15 protein-coding genes are annotated in these 18,052 nt (G+C 62.8%); 4 read left to right on the forward strand and 11 right to left on the reverse strand.

The annotated features are described in order from the left end of the window. Positions 1–158: 158 nt before the first annotated feature. Together HNQ60_RS06515 and HNQ60_RS06520 are read right to left on the reverse strand one after the other, a co-directional pair. Positions 159–1,112, reverse strand: coding sequence for an ROK family protein (locus tag HNQ60_RS06515; protein ID WP_184330240.1), 954 nt, complete (start codon positions 1,110–1,112; stop codon positions 159–161). Positions 1,113–1,163: 51 nt separating this feature from the next. After that, on the reverse strand, positions 1,164–2,387 hold the full coding sequence (locus HNQ60_RS06520) for an ROK family transcriptional regulator (RefSeq protein ID WP_184330241.1): 1,224 nt from the start codon (positions 2,385–2,387) through the stop codon (positions 1,164–1,166). A 76-nt stretch (positions 2,388–2,463) separates the two neighbouring features. Here HNQ60_RS06520 and otsB point away from each other — a divergent pair, with 76 nt between their 5' ends. Beyond that, positions 2,464–3,210 carry a trehalose-phosphatase gene (gene otsB / locus HNQ60_RS06525; protein WP_184330242.1) on the forward strand — a complete coding sequence of 249 codons (747 nt, stop codon included), beginning with the start codon at positions 2,464–2,466 and terminating at the stop codon, positions 3,208–3,210. Here otsB and HNQ60_RS06530 read toward each other — a convergent pair. The 3 genes from HNQ60_RS06530 to HNQ60_RS06540 are packed head-to-tail and all read right to left on the reverse strand — an operon-like array spanning position 3,202 to position 6,256. Continuing rightward, positions 3,202–4,473 carry an alanine racemase gene (locus tag HNQ60_RS06530; RefSeq protein ID WP_184330243.1) on the reverse strand — a complete coding sequence of 424 codons (1,272 nt, stop codon included), beginning with the start codon at positions 4,471–4,473 and terminating at the stop codon, positions 3,202–3,204. The two genes, otsB and HNQ60_RS06530, sit on opposite strands and share 9 nt — an antisense overlap. Beyond that, positions 4,470–5,873, reverse strand: a complete 1,404-nt coding sequence (locus tag HNQ60_RS06535; RefSeq protein WP_184330244.1) for a D-arabinono-1,4-lactone oxidase — start codon at positions 5,871–5,873, stop codon at positions 4,470–4,472. The genes HNQ60_RS06530 and HNQ60_RS06535 overlap by 4 nt, the downstream gene beginning before the upstream one ends. Beyond that, positions 5,870–6,256, reverse strand: coding sequence for a c-type cytochrome (locus tag HNQ60_RS06540; protein ID WP_184330245.1), 387 nt, complete (start codon positions 6,254–6,256; stop codon positions 5,870–5,872). The genes HNQ60_RS06535 and HNQ60_RS06540 overlap by 4 nt, the downstream gene beginning before the upstream one ends. Positions 6,257–6,420: 164 nt before the next feature. Here HNQ60_RS06540 and HNQ60_RS06545 point away from each other — a divergent pair, with 164 nt between their 5' ends. Then, positions 6,421–7,098: a TetR/AcrR family transcriptional regulator gene (locus HNQ60_RS06545; RefSeq protein WP_184330246.1), complete on the forward strand. Its 678-nt coding sequence runs from the start codon at positions 6,421–6,423 to the stop codon at positions 7,096–7,098. 12 nt (positions 7,099–7,110) lie between these two features. Here the strand turns inward: HNQ60_RS06545 and HNQ60_RS06550 are convergent, their stop codons facing one another. Then, positions 7,111–8,271, reverse strand: coding sequence for a DUF418 domain-containing protein (locus tag HNQ60_RS06550; protein WP_184330247.1), 1,161 nt, complete (start codon positions 8,269–8,271; stop codon positions 7,111–7,113). A 250-nt stretch (positions 8,272–8,521) separates the two neighbouring features. Between HNQ60_RS06550 and HNQ60_RS06555 the strand changes: the two genes are divergently transcribed. Beyond that, positions 8,522–9,472 (forward strand): hypothetical protein, encoded by a 951-nt coding sequence (locus HNQ60_RS06555; RefSeq protein WP_184330248.1) that lies wholly within the window; start codon positions 8,522–8,524, stop codon positions 9,470–9,472. Between the two features lie 61 nt (positions 9,473–9,533). Here HNQ60_RS06555 and HNQ60_RS06560 read toward each other — a convergent pair whose 3' ends face one another. The 4 genes from HNQ60_RS06560 to HNQ60_RS06575 form a co-directional block, all read right to left on the reverse strand. Next, positions 9,534–10,190, reverse strand: coding sequence for an energy transducer TonB (locus HNQ60_RS06560; RefSeq protein ID WP_184330249.1), 657 nt, complete (start codon positions 10,188–10,190; stop codon positions 9,534–9,536). A gap of 95 nt (positions 10,191–10,285) precedes the next feature. Beyond that, entirely contained in the window at positions 10,286–10,528 is a 243-nt protein-coding gene (locus HNQ60_RS06565) for a hypothetical protein (RefSeq protein ID WP_184330250.1), read from the reverse strand. A 231-nt stretch (positions 10,529–10,759) separates the two neighbouring features. Beyond that, positions 10,760–12,823 (reverse strand): oxidoreductase, encoded by a 2,064-nt coding sequence (locus HNQ60_RS06570; RefSeq protein WP_184330251.1) that lies wholly within the window; start codon positions 12,821–12,823, stop codon positions 10,760–10,762. Positions 12,824–12,854: 31 nt separating this feature from the next. Further along, entirely contained in the window at positions 12,855–14,219 is a 1,365-nt protein-coding gene (locus HNQ60_RS06575) for an amino acid permease (protein WP_184330252.1), read from the reverse strand. A gap of 48 nt (positions 14,220–14,267) precedes the next feature. On the opposite strand from HNQ60_RS06575, the gene HNQ60_RS06580 reads away from it, so the two are divergent. Continuing rightward, positions 14,268–15,401, forward strand: coding sequence for a DmpA family aminopeptidase (locus tag HNQ60_RS06580; RefSeq protein WP_184330253.1), 1,134 nt, complete (start codon positions 14,268–14,270; stop codon positions 15,399–15,401). Positions 15,402–15,495: 94 nt separating this feature from the next. On the opposite strand, the gene HNQ60_RS06585 is transcribed toward HNQ60_RS06580, so the two are convergent. Beyond that, the gene (locus HNQ60_RS06585) at positions 15,496–18,006 is read right to left on the reverse strand and encodes a CehA/McbA family metallohydrolase (protein WP_221304073.1); all 2,511 of its coding nucleotides are present in this window, start codon (positions 18,004–18,006) and stop codon (positions 15,496–15,498) included. Positions 18,007–18,052 lie beyond the last annotated feature (46 nt).

Below are 18,052 nucleotides of genomic sequence, written 5' to 3' on the forward strand. Positions count from 1 at the left end.
CGCGCCAGTTTACTGGAGCCGTTGCGCGGCACGGCGCCGACGGACGTAATGAACCGTCGAGCCTTCAAGTTCGGGAACCAGTCGATATTTTTCGCGGCTCGTCGGCACTCCGCGACGGGCACAGCGGCCGCTCCGGCCCGATCGTCAGCGCCCGTTCTCTAGCGCCACAAACGCGCTGCACCACGCACGCCGGAGGAATCTCCCCAGCGGGCGGGTGCGATCTTCGCAGCCCAGGCATCCGAGAAGACATAGGGTCTCACCGCATCGGGAAGCCGCTCGTAGAGCTCGGCCACGTTCGACATCCCGCCGCCCAGCACGAAAGTGTCGGGATCGAGCACGTTGACGATCACCGCCATCGCGCGGCCGAGTCGGCCGATGTAGTGCTCGAATGCCACTCGGGCGCGTTCGTCGCCTTCACGCGCCGCGCGAACGATGGACTGCGCATCGGTTGCTGACCCACCTGATTGCGCGTAGTCGCGCTGCAGCCCGCTGCCCGACACCCAGGTTTCGAGACAGCCCCGCAGTCCACACCAGCATTTTGTTGCATCGAACTCTTCGCGCGTCGGCCATGGCAGCGGCATATGCCCCCACTCACCGCCGATTCCGTTGGCTCCTTCGACCAGCTGCCCATCGACCACGAAGCCGCCGCCGCAACCGGTTCCCAGAATGATTGCGAAGGTCACACGCGATCCTGCCGCCGCACCATCGACTGCTTCGGAAAGCGCAAGGCAGTTCGCGTCGTTCGCGAGGCGAATCTCGCGGCCCAGCGCTGCGGACAGATCTTCGTGAAACCGGCGTCCGTTCAAATACGTGGAATTGGCGTTGCGCATCACACCCGTACGCGGAGAGATGGAACCCGGTGTGCCGATGCCAATCGTGCCGCGCTTCCCGGCTTGCGACTCCGCGCTCGCGATCAGATCGCGCACGGTGCGGATCGACGCGTCATAAGTCCCCGGATTCGCGGCTCGCACCCGCGCAAGGAAATTTCCATCGGCGTCGAGGGCAGCGGCCTCGATTTTCGTCCCGCCGAAATCCACGCCGATTTCGATCGGGCGCGATTGCCCGTCAGCGGACTGCGCTTCACGAGTTACGGGAGTGGCGGCGGACGACATGGCGCGCAAGGCTACGTGGGCGTTTAATGAAAGTAAATTTGTTTATTGACACTAATCCAGGGCAGCCTTCATGAGGGCTGCCCGGGACGGCAGCAACAATTCGTTGAACGGCAGGATCGCCGCACCGATGGCCGGCGCATCCGCTGCCATCGCTGCACGCAACACAGGTGCAATCGCGGGAACATCGCCTGCACGCTTCCTGAGCCGCTGGTTGAGATGATCCGCCAGCCGGTCCACCAGGTCCGAGGGCAACCGGCCGCCAATGAAGACCGCCTTGGGATTCACCAGGCAGCTCACCGCAATCAGCGGATCGGTCAGGTAGTCGGCGGCATCATCCAGCCACGCGGTCACAGCGCCCTTGCCGGCTGTACTGAGGGCGCCGAGTTGCTCGGGTCGCGTGACCTTGTGGCCAGCCTGCGCGAGTTGCTCATATAGCGCAGACAGCGATACGACTTGCTGCAGCGAGTGCACTTGATTGCCTCGCCGCGTGCGCAGCGGCAGGAAACCAATCTCGCCGCTGCGTCCATCGGCGCCGCGGAAATAGTTCCCGTCGATCACAAGCCCGCCCCCGAGCGCCGCACTGATCAGGATGTAGAAAAAGCTGGGGCTGCGCAGGCCGTGACCGAACTGGAGTTCGCCGATCGCGGCCGCGGCAGCGTCATTCTCGACGAATACCGGCTGGGGAAGCACGTCGGCGAACAGCCGGTTCACATCCACGGTCTGCCAGACGCTGTACGTCGAGGGGCGATGCGGCAGATCGATGCGACCGAGATCATCCGGCAGAGCAATGCCCGTTCCGATGATCCGATCGCGCGGCAGCGTGCGCGACTTGAAAATGCCGTCGATCGATTTGCGGGCAAAAGCAACGACGTCGTTCGGCAGCGCGAAATCGATTTCCTCCGCGGCGCGTGCCCGCACATTCCCCAGAAAATCCAGGACGACGAGTGTCACATGATCGCGGTCGATGTTGACCCCGACGGAAAAGCAGCCATCGGGATTGATCGCGAGTCGCATCGCAGGCTGACCGCGACGGCCCTGCAGCTTGCCGACTTCGAGAATGAGATTCTCGTTCAGCAGCCGGTTCGTGATGTTGGCGATCGCCGGCGTCGTGAGTCCCGTCAGGTGCGCCAGGTCGACGCGTGTAATCGGTCCATTGACACGGATCGCCTGCAGCGTGACTCGCTGGTTGTAGTCACCAGCGCGCTCGAGATTGGTGCCCGCGAGACTTCCCCCGTGAGCACGGCGAACGCGACGTTGACGATCCGAACCCTGCATCCGACAGCTCCAGGAAACAGCGCAAGCGGATGTTCTCGATTGCATCACCCGCGCGAAGCACGTACTTTGCCTGACGATGACTTTCCCGGCTATTCCCCACGTTACCGCGGACGCTTCGCTCGCCCTCTTTCTCGATGTCGACGGAACGTTGCTCGAGATCGCGCCGACGCCGAACGCCGTGGTCGTTCCCGACTCTCTCAAGGAGCTGCTGGCAAGCCTGTCCGTGCGCCTCGATGGCGCACTGGCCCTCGTCAGCGGTCGGAGCATCGTCACGCTCGACAAGTTGTTTGCACCGCTGCGACTCGCTGCCGCGGGCATTCACGGGAGCGAACGTCGTGAAGCGAGCGGCTGCGTAGTCCGCCCCAGAGTCGATCTGGTGCGGTTCGCGGCAGCGCGAGATGCGCTCGCGGCGTGGACGAGCCGTCATCCGGGGACCTTGCTCGAGGACAAGGGCTCTGCGCTCGCGCTGCACTATCGGCTCGCTCCAAACCTCGAAGATGAAGCACATCGGGAAGCCCAGCTGGCGCTCGAACGTCTCGGGGGCACTCACGAACTGCAGCGGGGCAAATCGGTTGTCGAGCTGCGCCCCGCAGGTCACTCGAAAGGCAGCGCGATATCGGCGTTTCTCAGGGACGCGCCGTTCCTTGGCCGGTTTCCCATCTTCATCGGCGACGACGTCACCGACGAGGCAGGCTTTGCGATCGTGAACAAGCTCGGCGGCATGTCGATCCGCGTGGGCGCTTCGGCAGCGACTGCAGCGGCTCATCGACTCGACGGTGTCGATGACGTCATCGCGTGGCTGCAGGATTTCAATTCACGCTGACACCGGGAACGTCGGCCAGCGCTCAACGATGCTGCCTCCTTCGTAGACCGCGATATCCCCGAACTGCAGGAACACCGCTTCGCTCTGCGTCGGCCGGAAGAAGACATGGTCGTCCGGCTGCAGCGGGACCGATGCCGATCCGGTCAGCAGCTCCTGGTTGCTGGAACGCCCGTACAGATCGCTGAACTGCAATCCCGGCGGCGACACGGGCTTCGCAAGCCAATGTCCTCCGTAGATGAAGAATGCCCGTGCGGTGTTGGGATCCATGAAACGCCGCAGCCCCGTGAGCGACTCCAGCGCCGGAATCTGGGCCCGCGGCAACGACTTGATGACCGGTGTCGCGATGAAGCTCGCCGGCACGTGATGCGCCAGCGTATCGAGATCGAAATCGGTCGGCTTCACGAACGCGGATCCAACCGCGACCTCGTTGGCAGCCGTTCCCTTCGCGTGCATCGAGTAGGTCGGACTGCCCGCCGAATTCAGCACGAGCTGTTCGAAGCGGTCGCCGAGCGCCCCACGCATCGCATCAGCCATTGCCGCATAGTGCGACTGGCTCGATTTCCAGGCGCTTTCGACACCAGGCACCCGCGGAACATGGGCGTCATAACCCATCAGCCCGCTGATCTCGATCCTGGGTTCAGTTTGAGCCGCGTTCACCATCGCGAGCAACTCTTCCGGTGTCGTTGCTCCGCCTCGATGAATGCCGACATCGATCTCGAAGCTCACGCGCATCGGTCGGCTGCGTTCGCGAGCGAGTTGCATGTACTGCTCGAGCCTCGCGGGCGAATCGATCAGCCACTGCGGCTCAGCGAAATCCACGTCACCTGCCTGCATCGCGTCGTAGAACTCGCGTGCCGCCTGAACAGGCAGCGGTTTGCCGAGCAACATGTCGGCCTCCGCACCGCGCAGCGCCGTCTCTTGCAGCATGGCACCGTTGAAGACCATGAAGCGATCGACGGAGAGCGCGGTTGAGATCTCGTCGATCAACTTCGTACAGGGCAGCGATTTGACGACGACACGCAACGCGAGCTTCGTCCCCTCCAGCGTCTTCGCTACCGCCGCGACGTTCTCCTTCAACCGGGCCTTGTCGACAACAAGAACCGGCTGCGCGATACCGGCGTCACGCAACGCCTTCGACAGGTCCTGGAAGTACTGATCGTGCCCGCCGCCATGATCGGCTTTCCGTCCGAGCACCACGCCCGCCGCGGCAATCGCTCCAGCACCGATCAACACATTGCGACGGGTCAGAACGCGTGAGGTCATGACAGCACCGTCTTCAGGTAATCGTTGAGGAATCTGCCTTCCGGATCCAGTTCGCGGCGAACGTCCATTGCATCCCGCCACCGCGGATAGAGCGCTGCAAAATCCATCGCCTTCAACGTGTTCAGCTTGCCCCAATGCGGGCGGCCGCCGTGACGACGAAGGATCGGTTCGATGAGCTCGTGGAGGAACTGGTATTCGTCCTTGTACCAGGTATGTACCGCGATCGAGCCGCTCAGCCGCCCGAAGAACGGCGACAGCCAGGCATCGTCGGCCTCGATGACTCGCACTTCGATCGGGAAGAACACATCGGGACGATGCGTTTCGATCGCCTGCATGACTTCGCGCAACGCCTGCATCTGCGTTTCGAGCGGCAGGTGAAACTCCATTTCGTTGAAGCGGATCGGGCGATCGTTGGACAGCAGCTTCCAGCCCTCGTCGACCGCTTCCTCCGGCGGCAGATTCGCCATCGCCGACTGCGCCATCTGCCGGCGCGCTCGATTGGAGAATCCGAACAGATCGCGCAGCTGCTTGAGGCTCATGAGCCCTTCCGCATCCGTATCGGGACCGCGCGGCTGAACAGGTCGATCCGTCTCGTCGCATGCGATCACCGCCGCCAGTCCGGTGAACGGCACAGCGTAGAACTCGACATTGCGATGCTTGGCGATCAGCTCAGGCCATTGCGCGATCGCATCCTCGAGTTGCGCAACGTACGTTCGCTTCAGGATGCGAGTGAGAGGACGATTCTGCAGCTCGACGCGAGTGACCACGCCAAAGGCACCCAGCCCGACGCGTGCCGAATGGAATACTTCGGGACGGACTTGCGCCGAGCAATCGATGATCTCGCCGCTCGCTGTAATGAGACGCAGGCCCGTGACCTCGCCATGAATCGCCTTGAAGTTCCGGCCCGTGCCGTGCGTACCGGTGGCGATTGCGCCTCCGATTGATTGTTTGTTGATGTCCGGCAGGTTGGGCATCTCCTGTCCGATCGCGGCGAGCGCGGGGCCCACATCGCCCAGCCGAGTTCCCGCGAAGAACGTCGCGCGATGAGTAGCTGTGTCGTGCGCGATGAGGCCGGTTATGCCATCGAGTGTCATCAACGTGCCAACGGTTGGAACGAGCGGCATGAAGGAATGTCCCGAACCCACGACGCGAACGGGCAGAGGCCGTCGTGCAATCGCAGCTGCAAGCTCTTCTTCAGTCGCTGGCGCCCAGCGCTCCGCGGGGTACGAGGATTGAATGCCGGACCAGTTCCGCCACAGCAGCCGACCCTGGGCATCGACTTCGGGTGGACTCGGAGGCTCCGGCGTTTCGCGTGCGCGCCAACCAACGTAGCCCGCGCCGGCGCCGCCAGTGACAGCCACTGCGCCAAGCGTCATGAACATCGCCCGCCTCGAGATCATTCTGGACTCCCCGCCATGAACCGGATCAGCGCGTCATAGTCTTCGGGTGTGCATGCGAAACACTGTCCGCCGGGCGGCATCCCGTTCAAACCGCGGATAGTGCTGGAACGCAGCGTCTCGGCTCCCTTCGCCCACCGCACATCCCACGCGGCGCGGTCACCAACGATCGGCGCACCGCCGGCCCCGGTCGAATGGCAGGTGCGACAGGACTGCTGATAGAGCACTGCAAGACGCTGATCGGCCGGCAGCGCCGAGGACGCTTGCGGCGGTGCAGCGTTCGCTGTGGGCACAGCCTCCTCTTTAGCGCATCCGCTGCAGAGCAGGACAACACTCGCGGCAGCGGCCATGAAGTGTCGCGCGATCGAAGGGAATGAGAGTCTCATGTTGCGGCCTCGCCGGCGGCTTTGCGGTCCAGACGGTAGTGAATGCTATCGTTTGTCCCGGACCGGAGTCCAATTCCGGTGAGGGATTCCCGCCATGCACGAGCACGTCGAGTTGTAGGGGGCTGATCCCTTACAATCAGCATCTCGCTGGCCAGATGGTTCGCATGGCTACCCGTAAAGTCCGCTCCCGATCGCGGCGCGCTCCGCTGCGCGCCGCCCCGCAACAGGCCCGGTCGCTGCAGACCAGGGAACGGCTGCTCGACGTCGCCGGCGAATTGCTCGGCGAGGTCGGTATCGAGTCGATCACCACCAATCTGATCTGCGCGCGCGCCGGCATGACGCCGCCTGCGCTCTATCGCTACTTCAAGGACAAGTACGCCATTCTCGAAGCGCTGGGTCGCAGGCTCATGGAACGGCAGAATGCCGCGCTGTTCGAATGGCTCGAATCCAATCTCGACAATATGTCGGCTCCCTCGGGCGACCAGGTCGAGAAGATCCTGCAGGCGACGGCGGATGTCACCGCTTCCGAGCCGGGTGCCGTCTGGACGCTCCGCGCGCTGCGGGCGGTGCCGCAGCTTGCCCATATCCGCATCGAATCTCATCGCCTCGTCACCGACCGGCTGACCGAAGCGTTCGCACCGATGTTCCCGCAACTGTCGCGGCCGGTTCTCTGGCGCCGCGTGCGCATCTCCATCGAGCTGGGATTCGCAATCGACGAGATGCTCACGGAAGAGGATCGCATCAAGCGCAATGACCTTCTCCGCGAAGCCGCACGCGTCATGCGCTGGTCCCTGATCGACCCCGAGGACGCGAAGGCGACACCGAAGCGCCGCTCACGGTAAGCGCCACGGCGTTCAGGCTCCCGCGGCGAGCTGCCCCGTCGCATTCGACGTCTTTCTGAAGGGGATATCTGTTCGCATGAAAGTGGCGGATCGCCACACCCATTCGAGCGGACCGTAGTGGTGATGGCGGAACCACAGGTGCGCGAGCCAGATCTGCACGCCCCACAGGACGACACCCAACGCAGCGCTCATCGGTTGCCCGAGCCACGCGTACGCGCCGGCTCCGAACCCGTAGAAGAACGGAACCAGCAGCAGCGACTGGAGAACATAGATCGACAATGTCATGCGACCGCACGGCGCCAGTAGTCGCAGCACTCGCGCGACCGACTCCGATCGATAGAGAAGCACCAGCGCCATGACCGTCAGCAGCATCAGTGAAATGTTGGTGCAGGAATCCAGCAGCTGAGGAACGATCGGGTCCTTGAAAGCGCTGACGAGCGGCTTCCTGAGCATCAGCAGCACGCTCGCAAGCACCAGCAGCACGGCGAACGCGATTCGATGCGTCGATTTGTATCGCTCGAGCTCGGTGAAGAACGCTGCCCGGCCCAGCACGAAGCCGAGCACCGACAGGCCGACGATGTTCCAGAGGCGACCGCTGCCGATCATGAAACCCCATTTGCCGAGCTGTCCTTTCCAGGTATTCACGCGCAGCACGTCGAGGAATGAACCGGTGGCGTAGGTGTCCATGAGGGTGCCGTGAACACCTGGATCCCAGCTGAATTCGGCGGCGCGCAGGACCATCGTCGGACCCTGCAGGACGAAGAACGCGGCGATGAGAAGCAGAATCGCATTCCCACAGCGGTACAGCGGAACGAGCACCAGTCCAGTCACGGCGAGCACAGTCAGAATGTCGCCGCCGTAGACCAGGCTATGGAGATAACCGATGGCGAGCAGCACCATCAATCGCCACACGAAGCGCGCACGGAAGTCGACGCCGCGTCGCGCCTGTCCCTCCATCAGAATGTAGAAGCTGACACCGAACAGCAGGCCGAACATTGCGTACGCCTTGCCGCCGAACAGAAAGAACATCGTCGAATTGACGCTGCTGGAAACGGGATTCGCCCAGTAGAGCTCGTAGTACTCCACCATGTGGATGAGGAAGAGACCCATCAGCGCGTAGCCGCGCAGGGCATCGATCAGCTCGATGCGCTGTTGAGGACGGATGGCTCGCATGTCCAACCCTTTTTCTATGGTTATCGGGCGCGCCATCAGCATGCATGCCGTGCGCGATTGCCCTGTGCTCGATCGCCACTTGCCGTCCCCAGCGGCCGGGACATTGTGCACGCGCGGCGATTACAAATCACGTTCCCCGGCCGAGGGTGGTGCAACCCGCGGTCCACCGAACACTGACACACGTCCGGTCAATGGACCGATTCATTGCGGTGCGATACCGTCGGCTACATAGCCTTCGCACCGGACTGTTATGCCCGACCAGGTTTCACTGCCTCGCGCGCCGCGCATCGCGAAGGCGCTGCTGATTGCTGGCACGCTGATTCCCGCCGCGGTCTTCGCGGCGGATCGAAATCCGCCGAACCTGGAGGGAATCTGGACCGGCGGCACGCTTACGCCGATGGAGCGTCCGGCCCCGTTGCGCGACAAGGCGTTCATCACCCCCGAGGAAGTGGCGGCACAGCAGGCAAAGGCATCCGAGCGTTTCTGGGCTGCCGGCCATCAACCCCATGACGTCGGCCGCGACAACGACGCGTTCATCGACGATGACCTGGTGTTGCTCAGATCAGGACAGACGTCCCTGATCGTTCGCCCGGCGACCGGCATCGCCCCGTTGCGCCCCGAGGCGGAGCAGCGTCGACAGATCCATCTCAACGGCGTCGACTCTTATGAAACGATGAGCCAGTGGGATCGCTGCATCACGCGCGCGCCGACCGAGATTTTCCCCGTCGTCTACAACAACGCATACCAGATCGTGCAGACACCGACGCACATCGTGCTCTCGGCGGAGATGATTCACGACACGCGCATCATTCCGTTGGACGGACGCCCGCATGCCGATTCGCGGATCAAGACGTGGGCGGGCGACTCACGCGGCCGCTGGGAAGGCTCGACGCTCGTCGTCGAGACGCGCAACTTCAACGGACTTGGCTGGATCGCTACTGGCCAGACGGCGGGCCGCGTGCGCGGCGCGCCGTACAGCGAAGACATGCGAATCACGGAACGCTTCACGCTGACCGACCCCAAGACACTGCAATACGAGATCACGATCGACGATCCGAAGTACTACACCGAGCCGTGGACGATCTCGTTCCCCCTGCATCGCGACGATTCGTACGTGATGTACGAGTACGCCTGCCACGAAGGTAATCACGCCATCGAGCTCATTCTGCGCGGCGCTCGCGTGCAGGAGCAGAAGAAATAGAACCCGGCGTTGTCGTCATCCCCGCGCACGCGGGGATCCATGCTTTGTGCTCCTATCCCTCCTACCGCTGACCCTCCAACCTGAACGTAATCGGGATCTGCCTCCACAGCACCACGGGCACGCCGTCGCGAGTGCCGGGAATCAGCTTCCAGCGCTTGGCTTCGCGCATCGCGGATTCATCGAGCTTCGCGTGACCGCTCGATCGTTCGAGCCGTACTTCACCCACGCGTCCGTTCTCGAGCACTTGAACGGAAAGAATCACGGTGCCTTCGAAACCCGAACGGATGACTGCCGGCGGGTAGAGCGGTTCGCTCAACCCGCGACGCGGATCGATCTGCGGCCCGACTTCCACCGGGGCGGGGCGCACCGGTTCCGATGGCATGCCGATCGGCGGCTGCTCGCGCGCGACTGTCGAGACGATTCGAGGCGCGGTGTCCTGCTGATCGCTCACCGTTGGCGGCAGCGGGACATCGGGGACGTACACGGACTGCACGATCGGGTCGTCGATCCGCTGGGGAGGCGGTGGCGTCTGCTTCGGCGGGGACTCGACGACAAACGCGGCGGTCACATGATGCAGGTCACTGATGACGGACCGCGCCAATCCTGAAGTCAGCGCCCAGAAGAACCCGAGGTGGATGAGGGCAATGATCGCCAGCACCCAGCTGCGCGATGAATTGAAGGCATGAACGGGCGGAAATGCATTGATCGTTGTAGCCATGGGCGGCTCTCCTCCCCGTAGGGTTTGAGGTGCCCAGATACAAACGACAGCGGCAGCGCGGCCGGGTTAAGCCGCGGCATCGATTCGACGGGGTGTCAGGCGCTCAGTGCGGAGGGACGCGAAACCTGTTCCATCTCGTAGCCGAGCATTTCGCGGGTCACCGGATCGTGGATCGGGTTGCCGCGCCGGAATGCACCGGTCTGGACCGACTGATGACCGAAGGTGCTGCGCAGATCCGCCCGCTGCGACGACAGCGCGCCGTCCGCTTCGCGAATGAACACCTCGGGCCGCTCACCATCGACCAGCAACCAGCCAACCACTTCACAGTTCGTTTTCATGTCACAGCCCCTTTTGCTTGACGCACCCTGAGTAATGCAACGGGTGTGCCAGTCAGACAATTGACGCTGGATCAATCAGTTGAACACGCAGGCGGCGGCAGGCAGGCGTGACATTCTTTGTCACATGGCGACGCAGGCATCCATATTGTCAAATGGCGACGCCGAATGGAGACAGGAAGAAGGGGATAGCGGATAGCGGCTGGTGACTATCCATCCGGAACCAGTCACGGCCTATTCACCCTCCGCTATCCGCCATCCCCTTCTTCTGAACGCGACTTCGCCCTCCCGCTCGCTATCGAATTCCTGCGCGTAGCGATGGCCGGAGTAGACGGCGTGCGCGATCAGACCGGGAGCCAGGCTGTCGCCGATTGCGGTGACGGTCTCGATGCCAGCATCGCGCCACTGCGCTTCTGATGCGAGTAAGGATTGCTGCAGTTCGTCGTTCGGCAATCGCGCAGTGATCGTGAGCACCGAAGCGCAGGGCACCTGCTGGGTTCCGTCTGTGTAGACGCAGCTGAGCAGCGCGCCTTCGGGGCCGAACGATTTGAGATTGTGCGAGGTGACGAGTCGGACCCCGAGCTTGCGTAGACGTTTCTGGATGTGGCGGAACTCATGTGTGTAGGCCGTCCACGAAGCGACTGCATCGTCCGGTGTCACGTAGATCACTTCACGGCCGGCGGCGCGAAGCACTTCGGCGAGCACGCTTCCCATATAGAAGTAGTCGTCGTCGAACAGCAGCACCGGTCCCTCGGGAACGACGCCGCGCATGATGTCGTCCGGCGTGAATACATTCGGCCCTTCGAGGCCCGCGATGCCTGATCCGTTCGTCCTTCCGTAGCCATCGCGCCGCCAATGACAGCCCGTCGCCAGCACGACGCGCGGTGCTTCGAATCCCAGGATATCGTCCGCGGTCAACCGATTCTCGCGATAGATCGCGACGTTCGACATCTTGTTGATCTGCGACACGCGCCAGTCGCGGACGCGAGCCCATTCGGCGAGTCCCGGCAATCGCGCTTCGCGTGTCACCCGACCGCCGAGCTCGCGATCAGCCTCGGCAAGATGCACTTCATAGCCGCGCTGCCCGAGCGCCCTCGCCGCTTCAAGTCCCGACGGTCCCGCACCGACGATCAGCACTTTGCGATCACTGCGTTTTGTTTCGATGCGTTCCGGATGCCAGCCTTTGCGCCACTCCTCGCCCATCGTCGGGTTCTGAGTGCAACGGATCGGCGTGATCGTCATGTCCCCGGTGACGCAGATGTTGCAGCCGATGCATTCGCGAATATCGTCGCCGCGGCCTTCCTCGATCTTCTTCGGCAGGAACGGGTCGGCGATCGATGGACGCGCCGCACCGATGAAGTCGAGCACGCCGCGACGGATCTGGCTCACCATCGTGTCCGGCGACGTGAATCGACCGACGCCGACGACAGGCTTGCGCGTGATCTGCTTCACCCAATGCGTAAATGGCTCCTGGTAACCCTCGCGAGCGAATCGCGATGTCTGCGAGTCCATGTACCAGGCCGCGATGTTCACATCCCAGAGATCCGGCAGATCGGCGAGCAGATGCACGATCTCTTTCGCCTCTGACTCGGTCACGCCGTCCGCCCCCTGGAATTCTTCTGTCGCGAACCGGACTGCGACAGCGCACTTGTCGCCGACAGCATCCTTCGTGTCTTCGATCAGCTCGCGCAGAAGACGAACGCGATTCTCGAGCGTCCCGCCGTACTCGTCGGTGCGCTTGTTGCGCCGGCTCTGCAGGAAGTGCATCGCGAGCGACAGATCGTGCGCCGCATAGATGTAGATGATGTCGAAACCCGCGCGCTTCGCACGAAGAGCCGCATCGCGATGCCATCGTCGATACTCTCGGATGTCGTGCAGCGTCATCGCGCGCGCCTGATGCGGATAGCCGTACTTGAGCGGCTGGTGCGACGGGGCGATCGCGACTTCACGCGAATAGAGATTCGATGATGTCGGGCCGTTGTGCGTCAGTTCGATCGCGGCAAGCGCGCCGTGCGCGTGAACGCGCTCGCACATCAGGCTCAGCGCGGGAATGTCCTGGTCGTCCCACAGTCGGGCTTCGACGTAAGGCGACACATCCCCCGAGGGATGGATCTCGCATTCTTCCGTACTGACGACGGCCCAGCCTCCCTCGGCCTTCATCTCGCGCATCGCGGCATGCGCTTCGGGCATCGCATGCCCCATGCCGTTGCAATGCGGGACTTGATAGAAGCGGTTCCTGGCAGTGACCGGACCAATACGAACGGGTTCGAAAAGGATGTTGTAACGCGGATCGCGCATAGATCGAGTTTCAACCGGCAACGATGCCGGTTCAGGCAGGAGGATCGGAAAGGGTGCTGGGTGCAGCGAGGGGGCTGCGACGCCATTTCATCCAGAAATAGACCGGGAGTCCACCGGCAAGAAGAGCCATGCACCACCCGACGGCTTCGGCACCGGCGCCGTAGAGCGTCCAGAGAGAGTACGCCGCAGCGAGAGTGGCAACGACCAGCAGCACAACGAATTTCGTTCCTTGCACACCGAGTTCCCCGCGCCAGGCCAGCTTGAGCGCCGCGAGGGAGCACAGCAGATACATCACGAGGAAAGCCGCGGTCGCGATGAGGATGATGAACGTGAAGATCTTCACCATCGAATCGCTGTAGTTCATGAGAACGACGGGAGTGGCGAGCGCGCTCGTGATGCAGAGCGCCGCACCGGGCGTCCCATGCTTCGAGGTCCTGGCAAAGATGACCGGGAAAACGCCTTCGCGCGCGAGGACTCGCGGTATTTCGCCCTGCACCAGGATCCAGCCATTCAGCGCACCGACGCCGCTGATGAATGCGAACAGCGCGAGCGTGCTTGCTGCCCGATCGCCCCAGAAGATCCGGACCACGTCGGCGAACGGTGCATTGGATTCGGCAAGCTCGGTGCCGGGAATCAGCAGGATCACCGTGGTCGACGCGGCAACATAGACGACCGCGGCGATCAGCGTGCCAATGATCGTCGCGCGAGGAATCGTGCGTTGCGGATCGATCACGTCGTCGCTCGGCACGGTCGCCGATTCGAGCCCCAGTAACGCCCAGAGCGTCAGCGCGGCTGCAGCCGCGATCGCCGGGAAACTGAAAGGCTGAGGTTCGACACGAATAACCGCCGCGTCCTGATCGATGAAAAGGCTGCAGCCCAGGATGATCACAGCCGTCAGCGGCAGCAGCTTCAGAACGGTGGTGACGATCTGAAACGCACCGGCGTACTGCACGCCGCGCCAGTTGAGAAACGTGAGGATCCAGATGAGGGCGCAGGCCGTGAATGCCGGCGCACCGACGGTTGTCTTCAGTGCGGGAATCAGCTCAGCGAGGCTCGCGACCGAACCGATTGCGATCGCCGTGTTGCCGACCCAGGTCGACACCCAATAGCCCCAGGCCATGAGGAACCCTGCGAGCTCGCCGAAGGCAGCTCGCGGATAGACGTAGGGTCCGCCCGCTTGCGGATACGCCCGGGCCAGTCGCGCAAACACGTAGGCAAGCAGCAGCGCACCAGCCGCCGTCACCATCCAGCCGAAAACACTGTTCAATCCGTAAGGCGCCAGGGACGCTGGCAACAGGAAAACACCCGAACCGATGATGTTGCCCACGACCAGCGCGAGGCACATCCAGAAACCCATTTTCCCCGCACGGGCTGACTTGTCGTTGGAGTTGTTCATGTTCACCGCGCGCCGCGCTCATGCTTCAATGAAGCCAAGGAGACCGTCATGAACAAACTAACCCTTGTGGCGCTCGGTGTCGCCTCTTTTCTGCTGGCTGCGACGACGACGGCGGATCCCATCCGCGCACGCGGACTCGGCATCCCATTCGACGGAACGCCAGGCGTATACAACGCGATAACCGATGTACCTGGTGTCATCGTGGGCTACTCCACGCTCATCGACGGCTCAGGCGAACACGCAGTGCGCACTGGCGTAACAGCGATCCTGCCCCGCGGACGCGCCAGCAGCGAAAAGCCCGTATTCGCAGGCGTTTTCAGCCTGAACGGCAACGGCGAGATGACCGGTACGCACTGGATCGAGGAATCGGGAATGCTCGAAGGTCCGGTGATGCTGACGAATACGCACAGCGTCGGTGTCGTGCGCGATGCGGTCATCTCGTGGCGCATTCGTCAGGGCGGCGCCGATCCTTCCGGATACTGGTGGTCGCTGCCCGTCGTCGCCGAAACCTGGGACGGCGAGCTCAACGACATCAACGGATTCCATTTAAAGCCCGATCACGTGTTTGCGGCGCTGGATGCTGCGAAAGGCGGGGCGATCGCTGAAGGCAACGTCGGCGGCGGCACCGGCATGATCTGTCACGAGTTCAAGTGCGGCAGCGGCACGAGCTCACGCGTCGTCAAGATCGAAGACGCTTCGTATACCGTCGCCGCGTTCGTGCAGGCCAACTACGGAATCCGCAGCGAACTGCGCATCGCGGGTGTACCGGTCGGCAAGCATCTGCAGAACGACCTGGTCTGGTCGAAGCCGAAAGACCAGGGCTCGATCATCATCGTCGTCGCCACTGATGCACCCTTGCTGCCGCATCAGTTGAAGCGGCTCGCACGACGCGCCGCGATGGGGCTGGCTCGCAACGGCAGCTACGCAGGCAATGGTTCGGGCGACATCTTCGTCGCGTTCTCCACTGCGAATGAAAGCGCCAGCCCGGTGGCCATGAGCAATCTGCGCTCGCTCGGCAACGACCAGATGGATGGACTCTTCCTCGCCACGGTTCAGTCCGTCGAGGAAAGCATCATCAATGCGATGGTCGCCGCGCAAACGATGGTGGGCCGGGACGGCAACAGGGCGGTGGCCATCGATCACAAGGAACTGCAGAAGGTGATGAAGAGGTACGGGCGGTAAGCCCGCCGGCAGTCCGTCATCCCCGCGAAAGCGGGGATCCGTTCCGGGAGCAAGATGGATTCCCGCTTTCGCGGGAATGACGCGATCTCATCCTTCAGAGCTTCCCGCGAAACACTTCCCGCGCGGCCCCCAGATACTTCAGGGTCTCTTCCTTCTCTTCGTTGTCGTTGTAGTCGTCGCGAGCTTCGGCGGCGTCGATGACGCGATCCATCCATTGCACGAAGTACTGCGCGTCCGCGCCCGACTTCGGCGACTGGCCTGCAACGTCGATGTAGATCGGGCTCGTCGTCGCGTAGGGATACAGGTCAAGGATCAGCGGATTGGCGCCTTCATTCCAGGCGCGCAGCAGCACCCACCCGCTCGCTTCGAGGTCGATCTCTCCTACCATGTCCGCGCGCGTCCGGTCTTTGTCGAAGTGATGCGACGCAACGACGCGACCGTTCTGCACGATCTCGAGATGATCGATCGGTGCGATCGAACGCATCGAGGCCCTGTAGCGGAGTCGATGCTTGCCGGCCGGCAACGAGATCACGTCACCGATGTTGCGCTGGTCGATCTGTAACGCCAGCTGCGGCCCATTGCTCGCCACTGTGCGACCCGACTTCACCGCGGCCTTGAGCGCAGCAGGTGTCGTGGCTCCCTCGGTGTGCAGGTATGCACGGTTCATCCCGACCGGGCCGCGCAGGCTCGCATAGTTCGTCATCGCGTCGGTGCCAGACCCTGTGGGCACGCGGAATCCGAGATTCAGCAGGCGATACCACACTTCCGCCGTCGACTTGTGATCGGCGAACCCGACGACTTCGACGTAGTCCGCCTTGCCGAGCGCCGCGTCGGCAGGGAACGTGTGAGTGAGCGCCTTCTCTTTCTCCGGCACGATCGACCAGTCATAGGGATGCACGTAGCCGACGATGGCGTTCTGCGCATGAGCGAGATCGGCGATCACTCCATTGTGCGGATAAGGAGAAGTCAGCGCGCTGTGCTGGTAAGCGCTGAAGCCCGGTGTCAGATAGTGGTCGTCGAGATGCAGCAGTGCCATATGCCCCCAGAAGCTGGTGTGATACTCCTGCGACTGGTAGACGATGGTCCTGCCGTCGACGAACGGCTTGGTCGAGAACAAGCTGACGTCGGGAACGCGCTGCTCCTTGTTGACGATCGTGTTGTAGACGACATCGAGATTCTCCGCCTGCGCCTGCCGCGCGAGCGTCTGCAGCTCACTGCGATAGTGACCGCCGTAGTTCATGTGAACGTGCATGTCGGCTGTGATGCTGCGCGGTGCCCAAGCTGGCAGACGCAGCTCTTCAAGTCGCAGCGTCAGTTCGTTTGCGCCGGAGCTGCCTACCTTGATCGTCCGGTGAGCTGGTGTGTACTGCTGTCCACGCCACGCGGTCACAGCAACATCACCGAGCGGCACTTCGACTTCACAGACGTCCAGGCAGTGAAAGTATCTGGTCTCCTCTCGCTGCTGCTGAGGATCGAAGCCGTCGTCCGCATGAATCCATGCGTTGACCGGCGCATAGGCGCGTGCATCCGATCCGACCACACTGAGTCGGCCGGGAACATTCTTCCCAGACGCATCCGTGAGGCGAACCTTCAGCAGCGCGACGGGGCTGCGATGCTCGCGACGGACAGCGCGAATCTTCGTGCGCTTGCCACCCACCACTTCCTGCACCCACAACGACAGGTTGCCGTCCTCGTTGCTGACGTACGCGATCCGCCGGCCATCCGGCGACCAGCGTGCCTGCGTGACATCGAACTCGCCGAAAGTCAGCGGCAACGTCGCATCGCCGGAAAGCGTCGTCAGCCAGAGCTGATGCCACTGTCGCCCCTGGTAGCTGCTGTACAGCACTCGATCGCCATCGGGACCGACCTCCGGCTGTGCCCGCCAGCTCGTCTCTTCATTGTTGAAGCAGGTCGGTGCTGTAGTGCTGTCGGGCTCCGCGACACAGACACTGCCGCTTCCGTACGCGATTTCGCGATTCGACACGAAGACGAGGCGCTCTCCATCGGGCGTCCAAGAAGGATTGATCGTGTGATCGTGCGTCGAGTAGTAGTAGCGTGAGATCGCACTCTCCCGCGGCGGCAATGCGAACTTCGAGGCCGACAGCCCTTGATCGGCGATCTCCGCCACGAAGAGATTGAAGTGCCCCGTGTCCTTCGTCGATACATAGGCCAGCCGCTTTCCGTCCGGCGAGTATCGCGGCTGCAGATTCACATCGCTGCCGCTCGTGAGTTGAAGTTCTTTGCCAGTCGCAACATCCAGTCGCACGATCTGGATCGCATTCGCATGGTGACGCGTGAAGACGATGTGCCGGCCATCCGGCGACCAATCCGGCTGATAGTCATAGCCCGGACCCCGAGTGAGCTCCTGCGCGACATCGGCACCGATCGCCTGGCGCCAGAGCGATCCGGCCATGCTGTAGACGAGCGACTGTCCATCCGGCGAGAACGTCACACTCGAAGGCCCGCTCGTGAGCTGCGGCAACAGCATCTCGCGGAAGTAGTAGTTGTGCGGTAGCTGGATCTGCTTGAGCACCGCTTCCCTGGCGGCAAACGCAGGCGGCAGGGCCAGAAATCCCATCACCACAATCGAAACTACCGACCTCACGCCCACGCTTCTTCTCCTTCTTGTAGGGAGCCTCCGCCCGATTCCG

Origin of the sequence: Povalibacter uvarum (assembly GCF_014202975.1) — a bacterium.
Lineage (GTDB): Bacteria > Pseudomonadota > Gammaproteobacteria > Steroidobacterales > Steroidobacteraceae > Steroidobacter > Steroidobacter uvarum.